This window comes from Variovorax boronicumulans, assembly GCF_029892485.1.
In the GTDB taxonomy this organism is placed as follows: domain Bacteria; phylum Pseudomonadota; class Gammaproteobacteria; order Burkholderiales; family Burkholderiaceae_C; genus Variovorax; species Variovorax boronicumulans_B.
In genome coordinates, this window is sequence record NZ_JARXVG010000001.1 from 858,586 (window position 1) to 880,331 (window position 21,746).

Consider the following 21,746-nt stretch of genomic DNA (forward strand, 5'->3'; position numbering starts at 1 on the left):
GGAAATGCGGCATTCGCGCACCCAGCCTCAGGCACAGGCTGAGGCTCTCGTGCTACCTTGCCCCCACCATGCGATTCGATCTCACCGACCTGCGCCTGTTCATCCACGTCGTCGAGGCCGGCAGCCTCACGGCCGGCGCAGAGCGCTCGCACATGACGCTCGCCTCGGCCAGCCAGCGCGTGCGCGGCATGGAAGACGCGCTCGGCAGCCCCCTGCTCACCCGCCACGCACAGGGCGTGCGCCCCACCGAGGCCGGCCGCACGCTGCTGCACCACGCACGCGTCGTGCTCCAGCAGATGGAACGGTTGCGCGGCGAGCTCGGCGAATACGGACAGGGCCTGAAGGGCCACGTGCGCTTCATGTGCGGCACCTCGGCGCTGACCGAACATTTGCCCGAAGTGCTCAGCCGCTTTCTCGCGCAGCATCCGCGCATCTCGGTCGACCTGGAGGAGCGCCCGAGCCCCGACACCGTCGATGCGCTGCGCGCGGGCCTGTGCGACATCGGCATCGTCTCGGACGCCATCGACAGCGAAGGCCTCGAATGCCATCCCTTCCGTCGGGACGACCTCGTGCTCGTGATGCCGCGCGGCCATGCGTTGGCCACGCGCCGCCGCGTGCATCTGGCTGAAGTGGTCGACAACGAATTCGTCGGCCTGCCCGCGGACAGCGCGCTGCAGCAACTGCTGACCGGCCACGTGCGCGCATTGGGCAAGCACTTGGCGTACCGCGTGCGCGTGCGCAATTTCGAGGCGGTGTGCCGCATGGTCGAGTACGGCATCGGCGTGGGCATCGTGCCGCAGACCGCGGCCGAGCGCTGCGCCCGTTCGATGAAGATCGCGCGCGCCTCGCTCGCCGACGCCTGGGCCGAGCGCACGCTGATGGCCTGCGTGCGCTCGTCGGAAGACCTGCCGATCAACGCCCGGCGCATGCTCGAGCACCTGATCGCGCCCGTGGAAGAAGTTACGAAGAAGAAGTGACCGGCCGCCCCTGCCGCGCACGCGCTGCCACGAAGGCGTCGAAGGCTTCGCTGCTGGTCTTGCGCGGCACGTAGCCGAAGCGGTCCTTCAGCGCGGTGTTGAGCAGCACCGGCCGGTAGCGCAGGAAATCCAGTTGCTCCGGGCCGTAGCGGCTGACACCCAATGCCGAACCCACCGCGAGCGCAGCCTTCAGCACCCCGGCCGGCCAGTCGGTCGCCTGCTTGCCCAGGCGCGATGCGATCTCGTGGATGGTGAGCGCGCCATCGCCCGCGAGGTTGTAGCAACCGGCCGGCGCGCCGCCGAGCGCATGCGCGATGGCGCCCGTCACGTCTTCGTCCCACACGAACACGAACGGGCTCGCGCTGCCGCGGATGGCGATCAGCCGCTTCTTCTCGAACAGCGCGGTGATCTGGTTGTCGACCCGCTCGCCGAGGATGGTGCCGATGCGCAGCACCGTCTGCGCGAGCGCGGGGTGCTTCTCGCGAAAGTCCGCGAGCATCTCCTCCACCTGCCGCTTGTGGTCGGCGTACGCGAACACCGGATTGCCGCGCAGCGGCTGCGACTCGATCATCCACGCCGGGTTATCGGCGTGATAGCCATAGGCCGCGCCGCTGGACGACACCACGATGTGCCGCACGCCCTGCGCCACGCAGGCTTCGAGCATATTGCGTGTTCCGCCCACATCGACCGAATGCTCGAAGGCACGGTTCGAGTCCTTGCCCGGCGTGACGATGGAGGCCAGGTGCACGACCGTGTCGATGGCGTGCGCTGCAAGCGTGTCGCCGATGCCCGCATCGCGCACGTCCTGCCGGCGATAGACCACACCCGGCAGCTGACGCTCCGCAGGCACCTCACGCACATCGAGCGCCACGATCATGTCGAGCGACTTCCCCGCCAGCGCAGCGAGCACGCTGCGCCCGAGAAACCCGTCGCCGCCCGTCACGAGCACACGGCGTGCTGCGGGCATCGTGTTCATGGCGTCGCGGGCTTGCGCCCCCACCAGCTCGCCAGCGCAAGGCCCGCGATGATGTCCCAGAAGCCCCACACGCCAGCCACCACCGCCATGCCGCCCAGCCCGCCGAAGAAGCTGAAGATCAGCACCAGCCCGAGCCCCGCGTTGCGGATGCCCACCTCGATGGACACCGCACGCCGGTCGTAGTCGCCCAGCCCCGAGAGCCGCGCACACAGGTAGCCCGTGCCGAACGCGAGCGCATCGTGGATCACCACCGCCAGCAGCACCAGCCCCACGTAGTCGAGAAAGAAGCGCCAGTTGCCCGCGATGGCACCGACGATGAAAGCGATCAGCGCGAGGAAGCTCAGGATGCGCGCCGGCTTCTTGATGCGCACCGTGAACCGCGGCAGCTGATGCGCGCAGGCCACGCCCAGCACGAACGGAATGCCGATGATCATCACGATGTGGCCCAGCATGTCGAGCGGGTCCAGCGCAATCGTCTTGAGCAGCGCCGAGGCCGTCGGATGCAGCCCGCCCCAGAACGCGAAGTTCAGCGGCATGACGACGATGGAGAGCGCATTCGAGATCGCCGTCATCGACACCGACAGCGCCACGTTCCCGCCCGCACGGTGCGTGAGGATCTGCGAGATGTTCCCCGGCGGGCAGCAGGCCACCAGGATCATGCCCAGTGCGATGCTCGGCCCCGGCTTCAGGATGAGCGTGAGCGCGAAGGTCACGGCCGGCAGCACGATGAACTGCGCGGCTATGCCCACCGCCATCGCGCCCGGCATGCGCGCCACGCGCCTGAAGTCGTCGATGCGCGTGTCCAGCGCAATGCCGAACATCAGGAAGCCCAGCACCAGGTTGAGCAGCACCAGCGAGGCGGGGTTGAAGTGCAGGCGGATTTCGTCGACGGGCAGCATGGGTGTTCGTGGCCTGGTTCAGAGTGGATCGGCCAGCGCCGCCGAGGCGCTGCGCACCGCCGCGCGGTAGGTGTCCTTGTGCACGTAGTACGCCATGCGTTCCAGCTGCAGATACTTGTAGCCGCCCGACAGATCGGGCGGCGGCCCCTGCACCGCGGCGCGCAACGCCGCGGCCTTGGGCGAGCCCGCGGCCTTCGCGCGGAAGTAGCGCGCCAACAGTTCGGCCTGCTCGTAGCGCCCCTGCCAGCCGATGCCGCTCGCCTCGATCATGCCGAGCACGGCAATGCTCTCGAAGCGCGGCGAGAAGATGTTGAGGTACAGGCGCGGCGCCATGCCCTGCCAGTTGAGCAGTTCGCGGTCGATGAAGGGGTAGTGCAGCGCATAGCCGGTCGCGGCCAGGATCAGGTCGTAGTCGCGCGCACTGCCGTCCTTGAAGTGCACCGTGTGCCCGTCGAGCCGCGCGATGTCGCCGCGCACGCCGATGTCGCCGTGGCCCACGTGATGCAGCACCAGCGAATTCACGATGGGGTGCGACTCGTACATCCTGTAGTCGGGCTTCGGAAATCCGAAGCGCACCGGGTCGCCGGTGAACCACTTGAGCACCGTCGCATCGACCCGCTGCTTGAGCCACGGCGGCAGCGGCCGCTTGCCGCCGAGCGTGTCGGCCGGCTTGCCGAACACGTACTTCGGCACGAAGTAGTAGCCGCGCCGCACCGAGATGTCGACGCTCTTCGCGTAGTGCACCGCATCGACCGCGATGTCGCAGCCCGAGTTGCCCGCACCGACGATCAGCGCGCGCTTGTTCTTGAAGAGCTCGGCGTGCTTGTAGTCGCTGGTGTGCAGCAGCTCGCCGTCGAAGCGGCCTTCGAACTGCGGGCGCTTGGGCTCGGCGAGCGTGCCGTTGGCGATGACCACGCCCTTGTATTCGGCGGTCTCGACGCCGCCCGCTCCCGTGTCGATGGTCACGCGCCAGCGTGTGTCCGGCGCATCGCTCACCGGCTCCACGCGCAGCACGCACGTGTTGAAGCGGAAGTGTTCCCGCAGCCCGAAGCGGTCGGCAAAGTCGCTGAAGTAGCGGCGCAGTTCCCGATGGCTCGGATAGTCGGCCACCGTGTCGGCCATCGGGAACTCGGCGAACTCGGTGGTGCGCTTGCTGGAGATCAGGTGCGCCGAGTGATAGACCGTGGAGCGCGGGTTGTCGATGTCCCAGAGGCCACCCACATCGCTGTGCGCCTCGAAGCCCTGAAAGGGAACGCCGTGCTTCTGCAGGTTGCGCGCCCCGGCCAGGCCGGAAGGGCCGGCGCCGATGAGCGCGATCTTTTCGCGGGTGGGGACGTTCTCGGACATCAGGTGGGTGGATGTTTTTCAGAAAGACCGGGAATGGCCGTGGCGCCCGCCTCGCCCACGCGCGGCTTGCGCGGCTGCCCGCGCAGCACGCGGTCGTGCAGCTTCTCGGGCAGCAGGTTCAGCAACTTCGAGAGCCAGCCGATGCGGCGTGGCAGCACGATCTGCTCGCGCCCTGCACGCACACCGGCAAGCAATTGGCGCGCGGCCTCGTCGGCTTCAAGCAGGCCCGGCATCGCGAAGCGATTGCCCGCCGTCAAGGCGGTGCGGATGTAGCCGGGACTGATGGTGTGCACCGTGACGCCTGTCTCGCGCAACTCGGCACGCAGGCTTTCGAGATAGCGGATCAGCCCTGCCTTGCTCGCGCAGTACGCGCCGTTGCCCGGCATGCCGCGCCAGCCCGCAATGCTGGCCACGCCGACCAACGCGCCGCGATGCTGCGCACGCATCGGCTTCAGGAACGGCTGGAAGGTGGTGGCCGCGCCGAGCAGGTTGATCTCCAGCATGCGGCGCAGCACCTCGAGGTCATCGGCCTCGGCGGTATCGAAGCCGCCCGCCACGCCCGCATTCGCAATCACGAGGTCCGGCACGCCGGCCCTGGCCATCCAGTCGACGGCCATGGACTGCATCGCCGTGCTGTTCGACACATCGGGTGTGTAGACCGTGCAACGCCCCGGTGCCAGCGCAGCGAGCGCTTCGAGCTTCGCCGCATCGAGTCCGACCAGCGCCACCTGCGAACCGCCGTCGATCAGCTCGCGCGCCAGTGCCTGGCCGAGGCCACCACAGGCTCCGGTGAGGACGACGTTGCGAAACAGCAAGGGCATGGGGCAATGAGGCTGCGAGTAGCAAGGCGCAGCCACTGTAGCCGCGCATCGCCGCGGCGCCTCCCAGCGTTTCCCCTTGCCCCGCTGCTTCCGGGCAGATGACGCGGAACCGGCTCAGGCCGCGGAAGAGGCTGCAGAAGAGGCCGAAAACTCGATCTGGATCTTCACGTCGCTCGCCCTCCCCGCCGCAGCTTCCTCGAACGCCTTGATGCCGTCCTCGAACGCGAAGGTGCGCGAGATGAAGGGCTTCACGTTCACTTGTCCCGAGGCAATCAGCGCGAGCGCACGCGGAAAGATGTTCGCGTAGCGGAACACCGACTCGATGCGCAGTTCCTTCGCCTGGATCGCGACGATGTCGAACGCGACCTTGGCGGGCGGGCAGCCCACGATCACGACACAGCCCCCCGGGCACGGCAGCTCGAAGATGCCGTCGTAGGCGCGCGTGCTGCCGCTGGCTTCGAAGACCACGTTGGCGCCCCAGCCGTCGGTCAGCGCCTTCACGGTTTCGGAGAGGTTCGTGTCGCGCACATTCACCGTCGTCACTGCCGGATTGGCGGCGAAAAGCGCCAGCTTCTCGGGCACGAGGTCCGCAAGGATCACGCGCGCCGCACCGCCCGCGAGCGCGGCCAACGCGGTCATCGCGCCGATGGTGCCGGCGCCGATGACCACCGCCACGTCCCCCGGCTTCAGTGCGGCCTTCTTCGCCGCCTGCAGGCCGATGGCCAGCGGCTCGACGATTGCGCCTTCGCCGAAGCTCACGTTGTCGGGCATGCGGAAGGTGAAGGCGGCCGGATGCACCACGAAGGGCGTGAGGCAGCCGTGGATCGGCGGCGTGGCCCAGAAGCGCACGGCGGGGTCGAGGTTGTAGATGCCTTCGCGGGTGGCGCGCGAGTCCATCTCGGGGATGCCGGGCTCCATGCAGACGCGGTCGCCGGGCTTCAGGTGGGTGACTTCGGCGCCCACCTCGGCGACCACGCCGGAGGCTTCGTGGCCGAGGATCATCGGCTCGTTCACCACGTAGGGGCCGATGCCGCCGTGCTGGTAGTAGTGGACGTCGCTGCCGCAGACGCCCACGGTGTGCATGCGGATCTTCACGTCGCGCGGTCCCATGTGCAGGGGGACGTCGACATCGCGCAGCGTAAGTTCGTGCGCCTTTTCCAAAACCAGTGCTTTCATTGCCTTTTTCTTTCGCTCAAGGGTGTGTGGGATCAGTGCAAAGGGGTGCCGTCACGCAGCAGCGAAGCGCCGGTTTCGACGTCGAACAGATGCACCTGCTGGGGATCGGCCACGAAGCGCACGCGCTCGTGCAGGCGCGGGCTCTGGGCCGAGGGCATGAGTGCGGAGATTTCGTTGTCGTCCCCGCCGAAGCTCACCAGCACTTCATTGCCGAGGTATTCGATGAGCTGCACCTCGCCGGAGAAGCCGCCGTCGCGGCCTCCGTTCACATCCACCTGCAGATGGGCGGGGCGGATGCCCAGCGTCACGCGCTCGCGGCCTTCGAGCGCGAACCGGCGCGCGTTCACATGCACGACACCGCCGCGTCCGCTCAGTTCGAAATGGCTGCCCGCATCCTTGACCGACATCTCCACCAGGTTCATCGGCGGCGTGCCGATGAAACCGGCGACGAAGGCCGAGCGCGGCCGCTCGAAGATTTCCTTGGGCGAGCCGACCTGCTCGATGCGCCCGTCGCGCAGCAGCACGATGCGGTCTGCGAGCGTCATCGCCTCGTGCTGGTCGTGCGTGACGTAGACCGTGGTGGTCTTGAGTGTCTGGTGCAGCTTGGCGATCTCGATGCGCATGTGGTTGCGCAGCTTGGCGTCGAGGTTCGACAGCGGCTCGTCGAAGAGGAACACCTTGGGCGTCTTGATCATCGCGCGCGCAATGGCCACGCGCTGCTGCTGGCCGCCCGAGAGCTCGGTGGGCCTGCGCTGCAGGTAGCGCTCCAGGCCCAGCGTATCGGACACCTCCTTGATGCGGCTGTCGATCTCGGCCTTGGGCACCTTCAGGCGCTTCAGGCCGAAGGCGATGTTGTCGCGCACGGTCATGTGCGGGTAGAGCGCGTAGTTCTGGAACACCATGGCAATGCCGCGCTCCTGCGGCGGCAGGTCGTTGACGCGCCGGCCGCCGATGTGCAGGTCGCCGCCGCTGATGTCTTCCAGGCCCGCGAGCATGCGCAGGATGGTCGATTTGCCGCAGCCCGACGGGCCGAGGAACACGACGAACTCGTTGTCGGCCACGTCGAGGTCGAACGCGTGGACGACCTGCGTGTCGCCGTAGCGCTTGATGATGTTGTGACAGCTGATTGCGGACATTTTTTTATCGTGAGAAGAGGATGCGGCGCGGCTCATGCGACCTCCCGCTTGCGCTTGAACGCGGCATTGAGGAAACCGCTGAGCACACCGACCATCAGGAGCGGCGGCACCGACAGCAGGATGACCGAGGCATTCAGGATGCCCCAGGGCACGTCGCGTCCCAGCTGGCTGAGTTCGGACGCGACGATGGGCAGCGTCTTCGCATCCGAGGTCGTAAGCATCAGCGCGATGAGGAACTCGTTCCACACCAGCACGAAGCCGAAGGCGATGGCGCCGATCAGCGAGCGCGCGGCAATCGGCAGCGACACGCGAAAGAAGATCGCGTAGGGCCCATAGCCATCGACACGCCCTGCTTCTTCCACCTCCTTGGGCACCGCCTTGAAGGCCGGAATCGCGAGCCAGATCACGGTGGAGAGCGTGAGCAGCGTGTAGGTGACGATGAGCGCGAAGCGCGTGTCGTACAGCTCCAGCTGAAGCCAGATGACCATCAACGGAATGGCTACAGCGACCGGCGGCAGGAAGCGCATCGACAGCACGAAGAACTGGATGTCGTCAGCCCAGCGCAGCGGATAGCGGGCCAGCGCATAGGCAGCTGGCAGCCCCAGCACCGCGCCAATGACCACGGCCGCGCCGACCACCAGGATCGAGTTGACGAGGCCCTGCGCCACCGCCTCGCGGCCGAGCACATAGGCGTAGTTCTCCAGCGTGGGCGTGAAGATGAACTTCGGCACGGCCGAGACGATGTCCACCCGGTTCTTGAACGAGTTGATGAAGGTCCAGAGCACGGGCACCAGGGCCGAGAGCCCGGCGACGACGAGCACCAGCCGGGCGAGCAGCGTGCCGATGGAGAGAGACGGTTTCTTCTTCATCAAGAGGGCCTCGTCCATTTCCAGATATAGGTGAAGGCAACGGTCGAGGCGACCATCATCAGCACCGCCATGCTCGATGCGTACGAGATGCGCCCCGACTCGATGAAGCCCTGCGAGAAGGCGTACATGTCCAGCGTCTCGGTCGAGATGCCGGGGCCGCCACGCGTCATCACGTAGATGAGGTCGAAGGCGCGCAGCGACTCGACCATCTTCACGAAGGTGAGGCTGATGAGCGGCGCCTTGAGCATCGGCAGCGCGACGTAGGCGTAGACCTCCCAGGTCTTCGCATGGTCCATGCGCGCGGCCTCGAAGGGCTGGGGCGGCAGGGTCTCGAGCAGCTTGAGCACGATCACGGCGAAGAACAGGCCCCACTGCCACACGTCCACGAAAGCCACCGTGAGCAGCGCCGTGAGCGAATTGGCCAGCAGGTCCAGCGGCTCGCCGGTGATGGCCTTGTACGGATACGTGAGCAGGCCGAAGAGCGGATGGAACGCGAACTTCCAGACGAAGGCCGCCGACACGCGCGGCAGCAGCACCGGCACGATGAACAGCATGCACAGCGCATTGCGCCAGCGCGGCGTGGTGTTCTGGAACAGCAGCACGCCCAGCAGCACCGCGACGGCCATCGTCGAGGTGACGGTCATCACCTCCCAGACGAGCGAGACGCGCACCGAATTCAGGAAGCGCCGGTCGGAGAAGAGCTGCACGTAGTTCGAGAACCAGACCCAGCCGGGATCGGCCTGGCCCAGCTCGCGGTCCTGCAGCGAGATGCCGATCGCGAACAGCGTCGGCACCAGCGCGAGGATCGCCAGCACCAGGAGGCCCGGTCCGATGAAGACGACCGGCAGCCTGGTCTTGTGGTTGCTTCGCGTCTGCTTCACTTCTTGCGCCGTGCGATGAGCTGCTTCGCATAGGCGTCGAGTTCATCGAGCCCGCCCTGGATGTCGGTGCGCGAACCGGTGACCAGCTCTTCGAGAATGATTCCCCAGCGGTCGCCGAGGTCGGGCCAGGCCGGGTCCTGCCAGAAGTTCACCGCGGTCACCTTGCCGGTGTCGGCCAGGGCCTTGCCGAGATCGGCGCCGTAGCGCTTGGCGAACTCGGGGCTGCCCAGCACGCTGGTGCGGTTGAGTTCGCTGAACTGGCCTTCGGCGAGACGGCGCTGCTCCTGCTTCTTCGAGGTGGCCCAGGCGACGAACAGGCCCGCGCATTTCTTGGCTTCTTCGGTCTTGTTGGCCTTGGTACCGATCGCGAGGCCATGGCCGTAGCCGCCGCCGGTCAGCGGCGTGGGCGGCGGCAGGTAGGCCACCTTGCCGATCACGGTCGAGGTCTTGGGATCGAGCGCATTGCCGGCGAGCGGCGTCGACTCGACCAGCAGCGCGACCTTGCCCGCGAGGAAGGCACCGGTGGATTCGTCCCAGCTGCCGGTCTTGGTGCCGGGTGCCGAGTACTTGAAGAGCTCCAGGTAGGTCTGCGTGGCCTTCAGCGCGGCGGGCGAATTGAAGACCGGCTTGTCGCCGTCGAACCACTGGCCGCCATAGCCGCGGAAGAACGGCATCCAGCGCCACACGTTGGCGCCGGAGCCGCGCTGGCCGCGCAGGGCCACGCCGTAGATGCCGTTGGCCGGGTCGTTGAGCTTCTTCGCGGCGGCAACGAACTCGTCGAGCGTGGTGGGCGGTTTGACGCCGGCCTTCTCGAGCAGGTCCTTGCGGTAGACCAAGAGGTCACCACCGCCGGTGAGCGGCGCGAACCAGGCCTCGCCCGCGAAGGTCGCTACCTTCTGGCGGCCGGGGTCGAAGTCGGCGTAGTCGTAGTCGGCCGGGTAGTACTTGGCGAGCGGCACGATCCACTTGGACTGCGCGAACAGCGGCACGTTGGCCTCGTCGACGTAGTACACGTTGTACTTGCCGACGGTAGAGGCATCGGCGCGCGTCTTGGTGCGGCGGTCGTTCTCGTTGAGGTTGTCGATGGTGAACGAGGCACCGCTCAGGGCCTTGAACTCGTCCTTGTATTTTTCGAGCAGGGTGAGGCCGTCGCGGGGCTGGGAGAGCACGCGCACATCGTCCTTGCAGGCCTGCTGCGCCTGTGCATGGCCCGCTGCGGCCAAGGCTGCCAGCAGCAGCGCGCCGGCCGTGATGCGGCGAGGGGTTCGGTTCGTCATCGTTTGTCTCCTGGTACTTGCTTGTGAAGGGCTCTGCGAGAGGGTCGAAGCGTATTCAGCCGGGGCCCGGCGCCGCGTACATGCGCACCGACGGACTGGTATTTCCATGACCAGCGGCCTCGGGGTTTTGCCGGGGGGGTGTCGGGCGCCAAGCCTTTCTGCAGCGTCCGATTTGCCCTTATCGGTTGCAACATAAAACCTGATGGCTAGAATCCATCCAGTCTTTTTTTGAAACCGATCCGGTCATCACGCCATGAAAACCAGAGGTCCGCAGTGGAATTGAAGGTCGACGCGACCGCGGGCCGCGGCGGCGCCGCGCCCGCCATATCCGCCCCCATGGCGCTGCTGTTCGCGGTCGCCTGCGGGCTCGCCGTGGCCAACGTCTACTACGCCCAGCCGCTGCTGGACACGCTGGCGGCCACCTTCGGCATCCGCCCCGCCACGGTCGGTATCGTCATCACGATCACGCAGGTCGGCTACGGGCTGGGGTTGCTGCTCGTCGTTCCGCTGGGCGACCTGATCGACCGGCGGCGGCTGATCGTCGGGCAGTCGCTGCTGTCGGCGATCGCGCTGCTCTGCGTGGCGCTCGCGCCCAGCGCGGCGGTGCTGCTGCCGGCGATGGCTGCGGTCGGCCTGCTGGCCGTCGTGACGCAGGTGCTGGTCGCCTACGCCGCGATCATGGCGCCGCCGGGCGAGCGGGGCCGTGTGGTGGGCATCGTCACCAGCGGGATCATCGTGGGCATCCTGCTGGCGCGTGCGGTGTCGGGCACGCTGTCCGATCTTTTAGGCTGGCGCTCGGTGTACCTGGTGTCGGCTGCGGCCACGCTGGCCGTCGCCGGCTTGTTGTGGCAGGCGCTCCCCCGGCACACGCAGCCTGCGGTACGCATTTCCTACGCGCAGTTGATCCGCTCGGTGTTCACGCTCTTCGTCGAGGAGCCCGTGCTGCGCATCCGCGCGGTGCTCGCGATGCTGATCTTCATGGCCATCACGATGCTGCTGACGCCGATGGTGTTGCCGCTGACCGCGCCGCCCTTCTCGCTCTCGCACACACAGGTGGGGCTGTTCGGCCTGGCGGGCGCAGCCGGTGCGCTGGGCGCTGCACGCGCGGGCCGCCAGGCGGACCGCGGTCACGCACAGCGCACCACCGGCATCGGGCTCACGGTCATGCTGCTGTCGTGGGCGCTCATCGCGATGTTGCCGTGGTCCATCTGGGCGATGGTGGTCGGTGTCGTCACGATCGACTTCGGCCTGCAATCGGTGCATGTCTCGAACCAGAGCCTGATCTACCGTGTGCGCCCCGAAGCGCAGAGCCGGCTGACCGCCGGCTACATGATCTTCTATTCGATCGGCTCCGCCACGGGATCGATCGCCTCGACGATGGTGTATGTCCATGCCGGCTGGAACGGCGTCTGCCTGGCCGGGGCCATCACGAGCGCACTGGCGCTGGTGTTCTGGGCCGCGACCCGGCACCTGACCCCGCAGGATGCGAGCCCCTGAAAAGAAGGCTCAGGCGGTGGTCGCGAGTGGCGTGTTCTGCGCAGTGCGCAGGCCGAAGCGGTCCTGCGCCTGCTGGCGGTAGGCCGAGGGCGTCATGCCCTTGAGTTGGAGGAAGCGCCGGTTGAAATTCGCGAGATTGGCGAAGCCCACCTCGTAGCAGATGTCGCTCACCAGCCGGTCGGAGGTCTGCAGCATCTCGCAGGCCTTGGTGATGCGCAGCCGCGTGACGAAGTCGGTGAAGGTGCTGCCCATGTGCTTGTGGAAGTAGCGCGAGAAGCTGCTCTCGGCCATGTTGGCCACCGCGCACACGGCCGGCAGGGAGAGCTCTTCGGTCAGGTGCGCATCGAGGTAGTCGAGCACGCGTCGGATGCGGGTGTTGGCGCTGGGGTCGTCGTCCAGCGGGCCGGCGGCGCTGGAGATCTGGCGCCAGTCTTCCCAGTTCGCGAGTTCGTGCAGCAGCCCGATGAATTCCGAAAGCCGTGCCATGCCTTCCTGGCCTTGCACGCGAGCGAAGCGCTCCCGCATCCGCTCGTGGATGCCGAAGAACTCGATGCCGAGCCGGGCGCGGTCGAGCATCGGCAGCACCGCCTCCAGTTCGGGGAACAGGCCCGAGGCCTTGCGCAGCGGCTCGTCGCGAAAGTGAATGACCATGCTGCGGTCGGCAATGCCCTCGGGCGGCACGTCGTGCGAGATCCAGGTGTGCGGCAAGCGCCCGCCGACGAGGGCGACATAGCCCGGCTCGAAGCGGCCGATGTGGTTGCCGACGTACGAATCGCCGCTGCTGCGGTTGATGATCTGCAGCTCGTACTCGTCGTGGTAGTGCCAGCAGTCGAACGGCCAGGGCACGCCGTGCTGCAGGCAGCGCACCGAACTGCCGCCTGCCGGCTCGAAACCGAGCCGGGGGTCGCGCATCAGTTCATGCTCGAGTTCCGGCTTTCGCGCATTGTTGTATTTGCTCATGGCATGTCCCTGGATGTGACCGCGGGGTGCTTCAGAGCCTGCGCCGTTTGCCGGCAGCGCCTGTCAGGCGCCGGCCACCTTCATCCGGTTGACCAGAATCGACCCCGTGGTCTTGGCGCCGAAAGTGTAGGCATCGGCGCCGATGGCTTCAATGCCCATCAGCATGTCCTTGAGGTTGCCGGCGATGGTGATCTCCTGCACCGGGAAGGCGATCTTGCCCTTCTCGACCCAGAAGCCGCTGGCACCGCGCGAATAGTCGCCGGTCACGTAGTTCACGCCCTGCCCCATCAGCTCGATCACGAAGAGGCCGGTGCCCAGCTTGGCAAGCATGGCGTCGAGGTCGTCGCCGTGCTTCGTGAGGCGCGAGCTCAGCGTCAGGTTGTGCGAGCCGCCGGCGTTGCCGGTGGTCTTCATGCCGAGCTTGCGGGCCGAGTAGGTGGAGAGGAAATAGCCCTCGAGCCGTCCCGCATCGACCACCTTGCGCGCCCGGGTGGTCACGCCTTCGTCGTCGAAGGGCGAGCTGCCCTTGCCGCGCATCACATGCGGGTCTTCGGCGATGTCGATGTGCTTGGGCAGCACGGGCTTGCCGAGCGAATCGAGCAGGAAGGTGCTCTTGCGGTAGAGCGCCCCACCGCTCACGGCCTGCACCAGCCCGCCCAGGAGGCCCACGGCCAGCGGCGACTCGAACAGCACCGGGCATTCGGTGGTCTTGATCTTGCGCGACTTCAGGCGGCTGAGCGCCCGTTCGGCGGCGTAGCGGCCCACGGCCTGCGGACTCGCCAGTTCATCGGCCGCGCGCATGGAGCTGTACCAGGCGTCGCGCTGCATGTTGTCGCCCTTGCCGGCGATGGGTGCGACCGAAATCGAGTGCCGCGAGCTGGCGTAGCCGCCGCGAAAGCCGTGCGTGTGGGCGCTGAAGAAATGGCTCTGCTGGGCCGAGACGCCCGCGCCTTCGCTGTTGGTGATGCGCTTGTCGGTCGAGAGGGCCGCCTCTTCGCATTCCAGCGCCAGCCTGGCAGCCTGCTCGCTTGTCACGTCCCAGGGGTGGAACAGGTCCAGCTCGGGGTGTTCCTTGGCGATGTCTTCCTCGTCGGGAAGGCCGCTGACGGGGTCTTCGGCGGTGAAGCGGGCGATGTCGTAGGCGGCCTGCACCGTCTGCTTGATCGCCCCTTCGGAGAAATCGGAGGTGCTGGCGTTGCCGCGGCGGTGGCCCACGTAGACCGTGATGCCGAGCGACTTGTCCCGGTTGCGCTCGACGTTCTCGAGTTCGCCCTTGCGGACCGAGACGCTGAGCCCGCAGCCCTCGGAGGCCTCGGCACCGGCATCGGTCGCACCGAGCTTTTTGGCGTGGGCCAGGGCCGTGTCGACCAGGTTTTCGAAGAAGGAGCGGCTGTAGGCGAAGCCGGAATCGGCGCGCGAGGAGGATGTCGTCATGTGGTGGCTATGATACTTGCGCCCCCTATATCCCGTTTCCCCACTGTCTCCCCACGGTCTGTTGCGCACATTGCAACGCCGCACGGTGCGGCCCAGAATCCACCCACATGTCCCGCAAACCCAAAAAAGGCTATTTCGTCCGTGGCCAGTTCGTCGCCGAAGGCAGCGAACTCGACCTGGAGCTCAAGCGTGAGCTCAAGGGCACCGACGAAGCCAGCCGCACCGATCTCAAGCGCGAAAGCGACGAACTGCAAAAGCTCGGCGAGGAACTGCTCGGCCTGCGCGCGGCCCTGTTCAACGCGCTGCCGCTTGGCGAAAAACTCGTCGATGCCGTCGTCGAGGCCAAGCGCATCACCAATTTCGAGGGCAAGCGCCGCCAGATGCAGTTCATCGGCAAGCTGATGCGCAAGCTCGACGAGCCCACGCTGGAAGCCGTGAAGCTCGCCCTGACCGAGCAGAACAGCACGCCGGCCGCCGAAACCGCCGCCCTGCACGAGGCCGAGCGCTGGCGCGACCGGCTGATTGCCGACGACGACGCCCTCGGCGGCTGGATCGAAACGCACCCCGCCACCGACTCGCAACAACTGCGCGCCCTGGTGCGCCAGGCCCGCAAGGACATGAAGACCGGCCCGGCCGGCGAGGCCCCCCGCCAGGGCAAGGCCTACCGCGAGATATTCCAGCTGGTGCGGGAACAACTGGCCGTGCATGGCGGTGCGGACCACGCCGCTGCCGCCGCCGCACAGGACCGGGAAGAGGACGCGTGAGTTTCGCGTCTTTCTCCCTCCCCTCCCGGGGGAGGGGAGGGGTGGGGGCACGACGGCCTTCGAACGGCCATGGCGCCGCCAACGCCGCCTGCCCCCATCCCAACCTTCCCCCGGAAGGGGAAGGAGCCACTCCAAAGCCATGAACACACCCGACCCCGTCCGCATCGGCATCGTCTCCGTCAGCGACCGCGCTTCCAGCGGCACCTACGAGGACAAAGGCCTGCCTGCGCTGAAGGAATGGCTCGGCCGGGCGCTGAAGAATCCGCTCGAATTCGAACCGCGCCTGATTCCCGACGAAACAGCCCTGATCAGCGCCACGCTGATCGAACTGGTCGACGCCGGCTGCTCGCTGGTGCTGACCACCGGCGGCACCGGGCCCGCGCTGCGCGACGTGACCCCCGAAGCCACGCTGGCCATCGCCCACAAGGAAATGCCCGGCTTCGGCGAGCAGATGCGCCAGATCGGCCTGCGCTTCGTGCCGACCGCGATCCTCTCGCGCCAGGTGGCGGTGATCCGCGACAGGAGCCTCGTCATCAACCTGCCCGGCCAGCCGAAGTCGATCGCGGAAACGCTCGAAGGGTTGAAGGATGCCGACGGTACCCAGATCGTGCCTGGCATCTTCGCGGCGGTGCCCTACTGCATCGACCTGATCGGCGGGCCGTACCTGGAGACCGACGACGCGGTCTGCAAGACTTTCCGGCCGAAATCGGCGATCCGCCCTCCCCGTTGAAGATTGCCGGGACGATGCTCGCGGACATTCACCGCAAGTACGCGAACGGCATCCACGCCGCACAACTGCTGGCAGATTGCACCGCACACGCCGTGTCGTGGCGCTGGGCCACCGAGTCGATGGGCGAGAGCGCTCCCTTCATGCGCGAGCAGTACGGCGGCCCCGCGCCCAAGTGGCTGGCCGACGACAAGGCAGACCCCGAGCGTCACGTCCATCACGGCTTCGACGCCGCAGGCCGGTTGATGCTGCAGCGCCAAAGCCGGGGCCGCGTCACCGCCTGGCTGCACGAAGCCGACCGGCGTACCGGCCTGCAGCTGGAGGTGCACGAAGGCGCACCCTGGCTCGTCTCTGTCCATCAATACCGGTATCGCCCCGCCGACGGCCTGCTGGATTCGCAACACATCAGCCGTGGCCGCGAGGGCGTCGACACGAACTATGTGTGGGAGAACGGCCAACTGCAGCGCGCCGTCATGTCCAACTGGGCCGAGAGCCGGAAGACCTGGCTCTGCCAACATGTCTATCGTTACGACGAAGCGGCACGGCTCGACACCATCACGCTCGAATACCTCGAAGACGATGGCACGCCCAGCGGCCAGACCCGGCTGAGCTACCGCCGCCCGCGCAAGGGCGAGACGCTGGCCACGGTCGCGGCCCGGGTCGAGAGTTTGCTCACCGAAGCGATCACGCGCGCGCTGGCGCAGATCCCCTTGGACGAAGCAATCTACTGCCTGCTGATCTGCTACACCCAGGAAGACTTCGGCGCCGCGTGGCCACCGTTCCTGGTGTGGGGCCGCGAGCCGTACCGGCGGTCGGTGCTGGAAGCCGGCGAAGACGTGGGCTACTACCTCTGGGCGCCCGACGAAATCCGCGAAGTGCAAGGCGATGCACACGAGCTCTGGTTCGACGATGCGGCACTGAAAGAAGCCTGCCTGCTGCACAACCAGTTGATGGACCTGCGCCAAAGCACAGTCTCTGCAATGCGCGTGCTGAAGAACCTGGCAGCGCATTTCAACGCACCCGCCGCGCACGCCATGCTGAACACGAGCGACGATTTCGTCGTCGCGCATGCGGACAACACCGGCGAGATCGATCCGCTGAAGGCCATGAAAGCCGCCGTCGCGCCCGGGCGCTGGACCCTCCTGAAGGCCCGCGGCCTGGTCTGAGTGCCCATTCACAGCGCCATGCGGCGCCGTGCGTTACTTCACCAGCGTGAGCAACGGCGCGCCCTTGTCCTTGACCATCGTCACCAGGAACTTCGCAGGCTTGGTCTTGCTGGCGTTGCGACCTACGGTGTGGATGTCGTTCGGGCCTTCGTAGAAGGTCTGGCCCGGGGTCAGCTGAGCTCCTTTTTAAAAAGGCGGGGGGTCGAGGGCTCAGGCTCGCGCGCGCTGCGCCAGCCAGTCCGCGAAGCGGGTGGTCCCGAGGCGCGGGGCGGTGCCGGGCGTCAGCGAGCGGTCGTCGAGCTGCACGCCGAAGTAGCTGGCCTCTGCATCGGTGACGACCGGCCGCTTGTCGCCGGTCGCTGCGAACAGGCGGCGCACCAGGGCGTCGAGCGGCAGCGCCTCCGGCCCCGCGATCTCGATGCGCCCTTTCGCGGGCGGCTCGGCCACCACCGCGGCCAGCGCGGCGGCAACGTCATCCGCCGCCATCGGCTGTATCAACGCATTCGAGAGCCGCACTTCGCCGCTCCGCACGCTCCCGTCGGCGATGCCGGCCACGAACTCGAAGAACTGCGTGGCCTGCACGATGGTCCAGGGCACGGGCGAGGCCTCGATCAGCTCTTCCTGCCGCTGCTTGGCACGGAAATAGCCGCTGGCCAGCAGGCGATCGGTGCCGACCACCGACAGCGCGATGTGATGCGCCACGCCGGCCTCTGCTTCGGCGGCAAGGAGGTTGCGCCCCGCGGTATCGAAGAAATGCAGCGCAGGCTCGTCCTCGAACGAGGGCGAATTCGCCACGTCGACGACGACCTGGGCGCCGTCCAAGGCCTCCTTCAGGCCTTCGCCGGTGAGCGTGTTGACGCCCGTGGAGGGTGAAGCCGCGTTGACCTCGTGGCCGGCGTGGCGCAACAGGGCAGAAAGCTTGGAGCCGATGAGGCCGGAGCCTCCGATGATGACGATCTTCATGGTCGATTCCTCGGTGATAGGGGTCAAAAAGGTACGCCCCCCATGGGCGTCCATGCAAGCAAGACGTCCAGTGGGGGGCGTTTGTGACACCGAGTCCGAAAACCCGCCGAAGATCACGCGACCGTGGGTGACGGCCCTCCCATCCGTTCAATGACAAGGGCGCTGAGCGTCCGGTTTGGCGAAGAGCAAGACCGCTTCGGACTCGCGGTGACCCAGCTGCAACTGGCTACATCGGCCCGACTGAAGTCGGACACGCCACCGTTGCGAACGGAGGTCACCCGCCCCCATCGCAGTTCGACGCCCCTCCCGGCGCTACTCTCGGAACCAGATCTTGAGCGTCACATAGACCGCATAGCTCAGGCCAAGCACCAGCCACGCGAGGGTAAACATGTTGGCCCAGTAATCGCCGGCGTTTGCCGCCAGGGTGTAGATCTGATTCCTGCAAGCCTTGCCGACGCAAGGCACCTCACCCCGAACCAGCGCGCGCAGAAACGCAAACAGGAGGTAGCAGGCCATGCCGGCAATCATGAGCAGTCCGACCGGCCCTGCAAGTCCTTCGGTGCGCTCGCCGTTCTCATTCCAACGCGGTTTCCGAAGCAAGTTTTGCCCGAATTTGTAGCAGGCAAATCCGAGCAGGAGCATCAGCAAGTAGTAAATAGCGGCACGCATGTCATTGAGAACCTGAAGAAGGATCGAGCGGTGCGCCGTGGCGCCGCTCACGGGCGTCCTGCAGTTCTTCGTCTTCATCGCGCCGGTGGGCGATGCGATAGAGCAGCGGAAGCACCAGCAGCGTCAAGGCGGTCGAGGACAGGATACCGCCAATCACCACCGTCGCCAGCGGGCGCTGCACCTCGGCACCGGTGCCGGTGGCAATCGCCATCGGCACGAAGCCCAGCGACGCCACCAGCGCGGTCATCAGCACCGGCCGCAGCCGGGTGAGCGCGCCTTCGCGGATCGCCTCGTCGAGCGGCAGGCCGCCTTCGCGCAGGTTGCGGATGAAGGAGATCATCACCAGCCCGTTGAGCACCGCCACACCCGAGAGTGCGATGAAGCCCACCGCCGCCGAGATCGACAGCGGGATGCCGCGCATCCACAGCGCCACGATGCCGCCGGTGAGCGCGAATGGGATGCCGGTGAACACCAGCAGGCCGTCCTTCAGGTTGCCGAACATCGCGAACAGCAGCGTGAACACCAAGAGCAGCGACACCGGCACCACCACCTGCAGCCGCTGTGTGGCCGAGGCCAGGTTCTCGTACTGGCCGCCCCACACGGTCCAGTAGCCGGTGGGAATGGTCACCTTGCGCATCGCCTCCTCCGCCTCGGCCACGAAGGAGCCGAGGTCGCGGCCGCGCACGTTGGCACTCACCACGATGCGGCGCTTGCCGTTCTCGCGGCTCACCTGGTTCGGCCCCGGCGCGAGCTCCAGCGTGGCGACTTCGCCGAGCGGAATGAAGCTGGTGCGCTGACCTTCCGAGCCCGCGCCCTTGGGCAGCGCGACCGGCAGCCGCTTGATCGCCTCCAGGTCCGTGCGCAGGTTCTCGGGCAGGCGCACGAGGATGTCGAAGCGCCGGTCGCCGTCGAACAGCGTGCCCGCTTCGCGGCCACCGACCGCGATGGAGATCGCGTCCTGCACGTCGCCCACGTTCAGGCCGTAGCGTGCGGTCTTCTGGCGGTCGATGTTCACCGTGAGCATCGGCAGGCCCGTGGTCTGCTCGACCTTCACTTCGGCCGCACCGGAGATGCCCGAAAGCACCTTCGACACCTCGGCCGCGGTCTTGTCGAGCACCGCCATGTCGTCGCCGAAGATCTTCACGGCCACGTCGCTGCGCACACCGGAGATCAGCTCGTTGAAGCGCAGCTGGATCGGCTGCGAGAACTCGTAGTTGTTGCCTGGCAGCTTCTCGACTTCTTCCTGCACCGCCGTCAGCAACTCGGCGCGCGTGCGTTTCGGCGCGGGCCACTCGCTCTCGGGCTTCAACATGATGTAGCCGTCGGAGATGTTCGGCGGCATCGGGTCCGATGCGATCTCGGCCGTGCCGGTGCGTGCGAACACGCGCTCGATCTCCGGAAACTTCGCCTTGAGCGTGCGTTCGAGCTGTTTCTGCATCTCCACCGACTGGGTAAGACTGGTGCCCGGAATGCGCAGCGCCTGGATCGCGAAGTCGCCCTCGCTCAGGCTGGGCACGAACTCCGTGCCCAGCCGCGTGGCCAGCAGGCCCGAGAGAAGGACCGCCACCACGGCCGTGGTGATGACCAGCGGCTTGGCCGTCATCACGCGCGCGAGCAGCGGTTCATAGCCACGCTTGGCCCATACCATCAAGCGGTTTTCCTTCTCGCTCACCTTGTTGCCGATGAAGAGCGCCACGGCAGCGGGAATGAAGGTGATCGACAAAATCATCGCGCCCACCAGCGCGATCACCACGGTGAAGGCCATCGGGTGGAAGAGCTTCCCCTCCACGCCCGTGAGCGCAAAGATCGGCAGGTACACGATCATGATGATCAACTGCCCGAACAGCAGCGGGCGCCGCGCTTCCTGCGAGGCGGCGAACACTTCATGAAAGCGCTCGCTGCGCGTGAGCGGCCGGCCGTGTTTGGCCTGCGCATGCGCGAGCCTTCGCACGCAGTTCTCCACGATCACCACCGCCCCGTCGATGATGATCCCGAAGTCCAGCGCGCCCAGGCTCATGAGGTTGGCGCTGACCTTCTGGTTCACCATGCCGGTGAAGGTGAAGAGCATCGACAGCGGAATCACCAGCGCGGTGATCAACGCCGCGCGGATGTTGCCGAGAAAGAGAAAGAGGATCGCGATGACCAGCACCGCGCCCTCGAAGAGGTTCTTCTTCACCGTGGCGATGGCCTTGTCGACCAGCACCGTGCGGTCGTACACCGTCACCGCCTTCACGCCCGCGGGCAGCGTGCGGTTGACCTCCTGCATCTTCTTGTCGACGGCTTGCGACACGGTGCGGCTGTTCTCGCCGATCAGCATGAAGACGGTGCCCAGCACCACTTCGCGGCCGTTGTCGGTGGCGGCACCCGTGCGCAGCTCCTGGCCGATGCCGACCTCGGCCACGTCCTGCACGCGCAGCGGAATGCCGCCGGCATTGCCGAGGATCACATTGCCGATGTCTTCCACCGACTTCACCTGTCCCGGCGCACGGATGAGGTACTGCTCGCCGCGCTTCTCGATATAGCCCGCACCCACGTTGGCGTTGTTGCGTTCCAGCGCGGTGACCAGGTCGGTCATCGTGAGGCCGTGCGTCAGGAGCTTCGCGGGGTCGGGCGCGATCTGGTATTCCTTGTCGTAGCCGCCGATGGAGTTGATCTCTGTCACGCCCTTCACGTTGCGAAGTTGCGGCTTGATGATCCAGTCCTGGATCTCGCGCAGGTCGGTGGGCGTGTAGGGCTTGCCGTCGGGCTTCTTCGCGCCCTCTTCCGCTTCCACCGTCCAGAGGTAGATTTCGCCGAGGCCCGTCGAGATCGGCCCGATCACCGGCGAGATGCCGCCGGGCATGCGCTCGCGCGCGGACTGGATGCGCTCGTTCACCAGCTGCCGCGCGAAGTAGATGTCGGTGCCGTCCTCGAAGATCACCGTCACTTGCGAAAGGCCGTAGCGCGAGAGCGAGCGGGTCTGCTGCAGGCCCGGCAGGCCCGCCATCACCGTCTCGATGGGATAGGTCACGCGCTGCTCGGCTTCGAGCGGCGAATAGCCGGGTGCAGAGGTGTTGATCTGCACCTGCACGTTGGTGATGTCGGGCACCGCGTCGATGGGCAGCTTCTGGTAGCTGAAGACGCCGAGTGCGGCCATGCCGAGCACGGCGAGCAGCACCAGCCAGCGCTGCGCGATGGAGAACCCGATGATTCGTTCGAACATGCGGC

19 protein-coding genes and 1 pseudogene are annotated in these 21,746 nt (G+C 66.9%); 5 read left to right on the forward strand and 15 right to left on the reverse strand.

What is annotated here, in order from left to right:
* Positions 1 to 68 precede the first annotated feature (68 nt).
* Entirely contained in the window at positions 69 to 977 is a 909-nt protein-coding gene (locus M2282_RS04045; RefSeq protein WP_280807477.1) for a LysR family transcriptional regulator, read from the forward strand.
* Here M2282_RS04045 and M2282_RS04050 read toward each other — a convergent pair.
* The 9 genes from M2282_RS04050 to M2282_RS04090 form a co-directional block, all read right to left on the reverse strand.
* Positions 961 to 1,953: an SDR family oxidoreductase gene (locus tag M2282_RS04050; RefSeq protein WP_280807478.1), complete on the reverse strand. Its 993-nt coding sequence runs from the start codon at positions 1,951 to 1,953 to the stop codon at positions 961 to 963. The two genes, M2282_RS04045 and M2282_RS04050, sit on opposite strands and share 17 nt — an antisense overlap.
* Positions 1,950 to 2,852: a bile acid:sodium symporter family protein gene (locus M2282_RS04055; protein ID WP_280807479.1), complete on the reverse strand. Its 903-nt coding sequence runs from the start codon at positions 2,850 to 2,852 to the stop codon at positions 1,950 to 1,952. The genes M2282_RS04050 and M2282_RS04055 overlap by 4 nt, the downstream gene beginning before the upstream one ends.
* An 18-nt stretch (positions 2,853 to 2,870) precedes the next feature.
* A complete protein-coding gene (locus M2282_RS04060; protein ID WP_280807480.1) occupies positions 2,871 to 4,199 on the reverse strand; it encodes a flavin-containing monooxygenase in 1,329 nt (442 codons plus the stop codon).
* Positions 4,199 to 5,020 carry an SDR family oxidoreductase gene (locus M2282_RS04065; RefSeq protein WP_280807481.1) on the reverse strand — a complete coding sequence of 274 codons (822 nt, stop codon included), beginning with the start codon at positions 5,018 to 5,020 and terminating at the stop codon, positions 4,199 to 4,201. The genes M2282_RS04060 and M2282_RS04065 overlap by 1 nt, the downstream gene beginning before the upstream one ends.
* 114 nt (positions 5,021 to 5,134) lie before the next feature.
* Complete coding sequence (locus tag M2282_RS04070; RefSeq protein ID WP_280807482.1) at positions 5,135 to 6,196, reverse strand: NAD(P)-dependent alcohol dehydrogenase; 1,062 nt, start codon at positions 6,194 to 6,196, stop codon at positions 5,135 to 5,137.
* A gap of 32 nt (positions 6,197 to 6,228) precedes the next feature.
* A complete protein-coding gene (locus M2282_RS04075) occupies positions 6,229 to 7,332 on the reverse strand; it encodes an ABC transporter ATP-binding protein (RefSeq protein ID WP_280807483.1) in 1,104 nt (367 codons plus the stop codon).
* Between the two features lie 32 nt (positions 7,333 to 7,364).
* The gene (locus tag M2282_RS04080; RefSeq protein WP_432422865.1) at positions 7,365 to 8,177 is read right to left on the reverse strand and encodes a carbohydrate ABC transporter permease; all 813 of its coding nucleotides are present in this window, start codon (positions 8,175 to 8,177) and stop codon (positions 7,365 to 7,367) included.
* Positions 8,178 to 8,200: 23 nt separating this feature from the next.
* Positions 8,201 to 9,082: a carbohydrate ABC transporter permease gene (locus tag M2282_RS04085; RefSeq protein WP_280807485.1), complete on the reverse strand. Its 882-nt coding sequence runs from the start codon at positions 9,080 to 9,082 to the stop codon at positions 8,201 to 8,203.
* Positions 9,079 to 10,359, reverse strand: coding sequence for an ABC transporter substrate-binding protein (locus tag M2282_RS04090; protein WP_280807486.1), 1,281 nt, complete (start codon positions 10,357 to 10,359; stop codon positions 9,079 to 9,081). The genes M2282_RS04085 and M2282_RS04090 overlap by 4 nt, the downstream gene beginning before the upstream one ends.
* 336 nt (positions 10,360 to 10,695) lie before the next feature.
* On the opposite strand from M2282_RS04090, the gene M2282_RS04095 reads away from it, so the two are divergent.
* Positions 10,696 to 11,856, forward strand: coding sequence for an MFS transporter (locus tag M2282_RS04095; protein WP_280807716.1), 1,161 nt, complete (start codon positions 10,696 to 10,698; stop codon positions 11,854 to 11,856).
* 9 nt (positions 11,857 to 11,865) lie between these two features.
* Here the strand turns inward: M2282_RS04095 and M2282_RS04100 are convergent, their stop codons facing one another.
* Positions 11,866 to 12,816 (reverse strand): AraC family transcriptional regulator, encoded by a 951-nt coding sequence (locus M2282_RS04100; RefSeq protein WP_280807487.1) that lies wholly within the window; start codon positions 12,814 to 12,816, stop codon positions 11,866 to 11,868.
* Between the two features lie 63 nt (positions 12,817 to 12,879).
* Positions 12,880 to 14,250 carry a metalloprotease PmbA gene (gene pmbA, locus M2282_RS04105; protein WP_280807488.1) on the reverse strand — a complete coding sequence of 457 codons (1,371 nt, stop codon included), beginning with the start codon at positions 14,248 to 14,250 and terminating at the stop codon, positions 12,880 to 12,882.
* A 107-nt stretch (positions 14,251 to 14,357) separates the two neighbouring features.
* Here pmbA and yjgA point away from each other — a divergent pair, with 107 nt between their 5' ends.
* The 3 genes from yjgA (at position 14,358) to M2282_RS04120 (ending at position 16,907) form a co-directional block, all read left to right on the forward strand.
* Complete coding sequence (yjgA, locus tag M2282_RS04110) at positions 14,358 to 15,014, forward strand: ribosome biogenesis factor YjgA (RefSeq protein WP_280807489.1); 657 nt, start codon at positions 14,358 to 14,360, stop codon at positions 15,012 to 15,014.
* Between the two features lie 139 nt (positions 15,015 to 15,153).
* Entirely contained in the window at positions 15,154 to 15,744 is a 591-nt protein-coding gene (mog, locus tag M2282_RS04115) for a molybdopterin adenylyltransferase (protein WP_280807490.1), read from the forward strand.
* Between the two features lie 14 nt (positions 15,745 to 15,758).
* On the forward strand, positions 15,759 to 16,907 hold the full coding sequence (locus M2282_RS04120) for a hypothetical protein (protein WP_280807491.1): 1,149 nt from the start codon (positions 15,759 to 15,761) through the stop codon (positions 16,905 to 16,907).
* Positions 16,908 to 16,940: 33 nt separating this feature from the next.
* On the opposite strand, the pseudogene M2282_RS04125 reads toward M2282_RS04120, so the two are convergent.
* The 4 genes and pseudogenes from M2282_RS04125 to M2282_RS04140 form a co-directional block, all read right to left on the reverse strand.
* Positions 16,941 to 17,093 (reverse strand): annotated as a pseudogene (locus M2282_RS04125) (cupin domain-containing protein); the annotation flags it as partial.
* A gap of 24 nt (positions 17,094 to 17,117) precedes the next feature.
* Entirely contained in the window at positions 17,118 to 17,870 is a 753-nt protein-coding gene (locus M2282_RS04130) for an SDR family oxidoreductase (protein ID WP_280807492.1), read from the reverse strand.
* Between the two features lie 312 nt (positions 17,871 to 18,182).
* Positions 18,183 to 18,590, reverse strand: a complete 408-nt coding sequence (locus M2282_RS04135) for a hypothetical protein (protein ID WP_280807493.1) — start codon at positions 18,588 to 18,590, stop codon at positions 18,183 to 18,185.
* Positions 18,541 to 21,741, reverse strand: a complete 3,201-nt coding sequence (locus M2282_RS04140) for a CusA/CzcA family heavy metal efflux RND transporter (protein ID WP_280807494.1) — start codon at positions 21,739 to 21,741, stop codon at positions 18,541 to 18,543. The genes M2282_RS04135 and M2282_RS04140 overlap by 50 nt, the downstream gene beginning before the upstream one ends.
* Positions 21,742 to 21,746 lie beyond the last annotated feature (5 nt).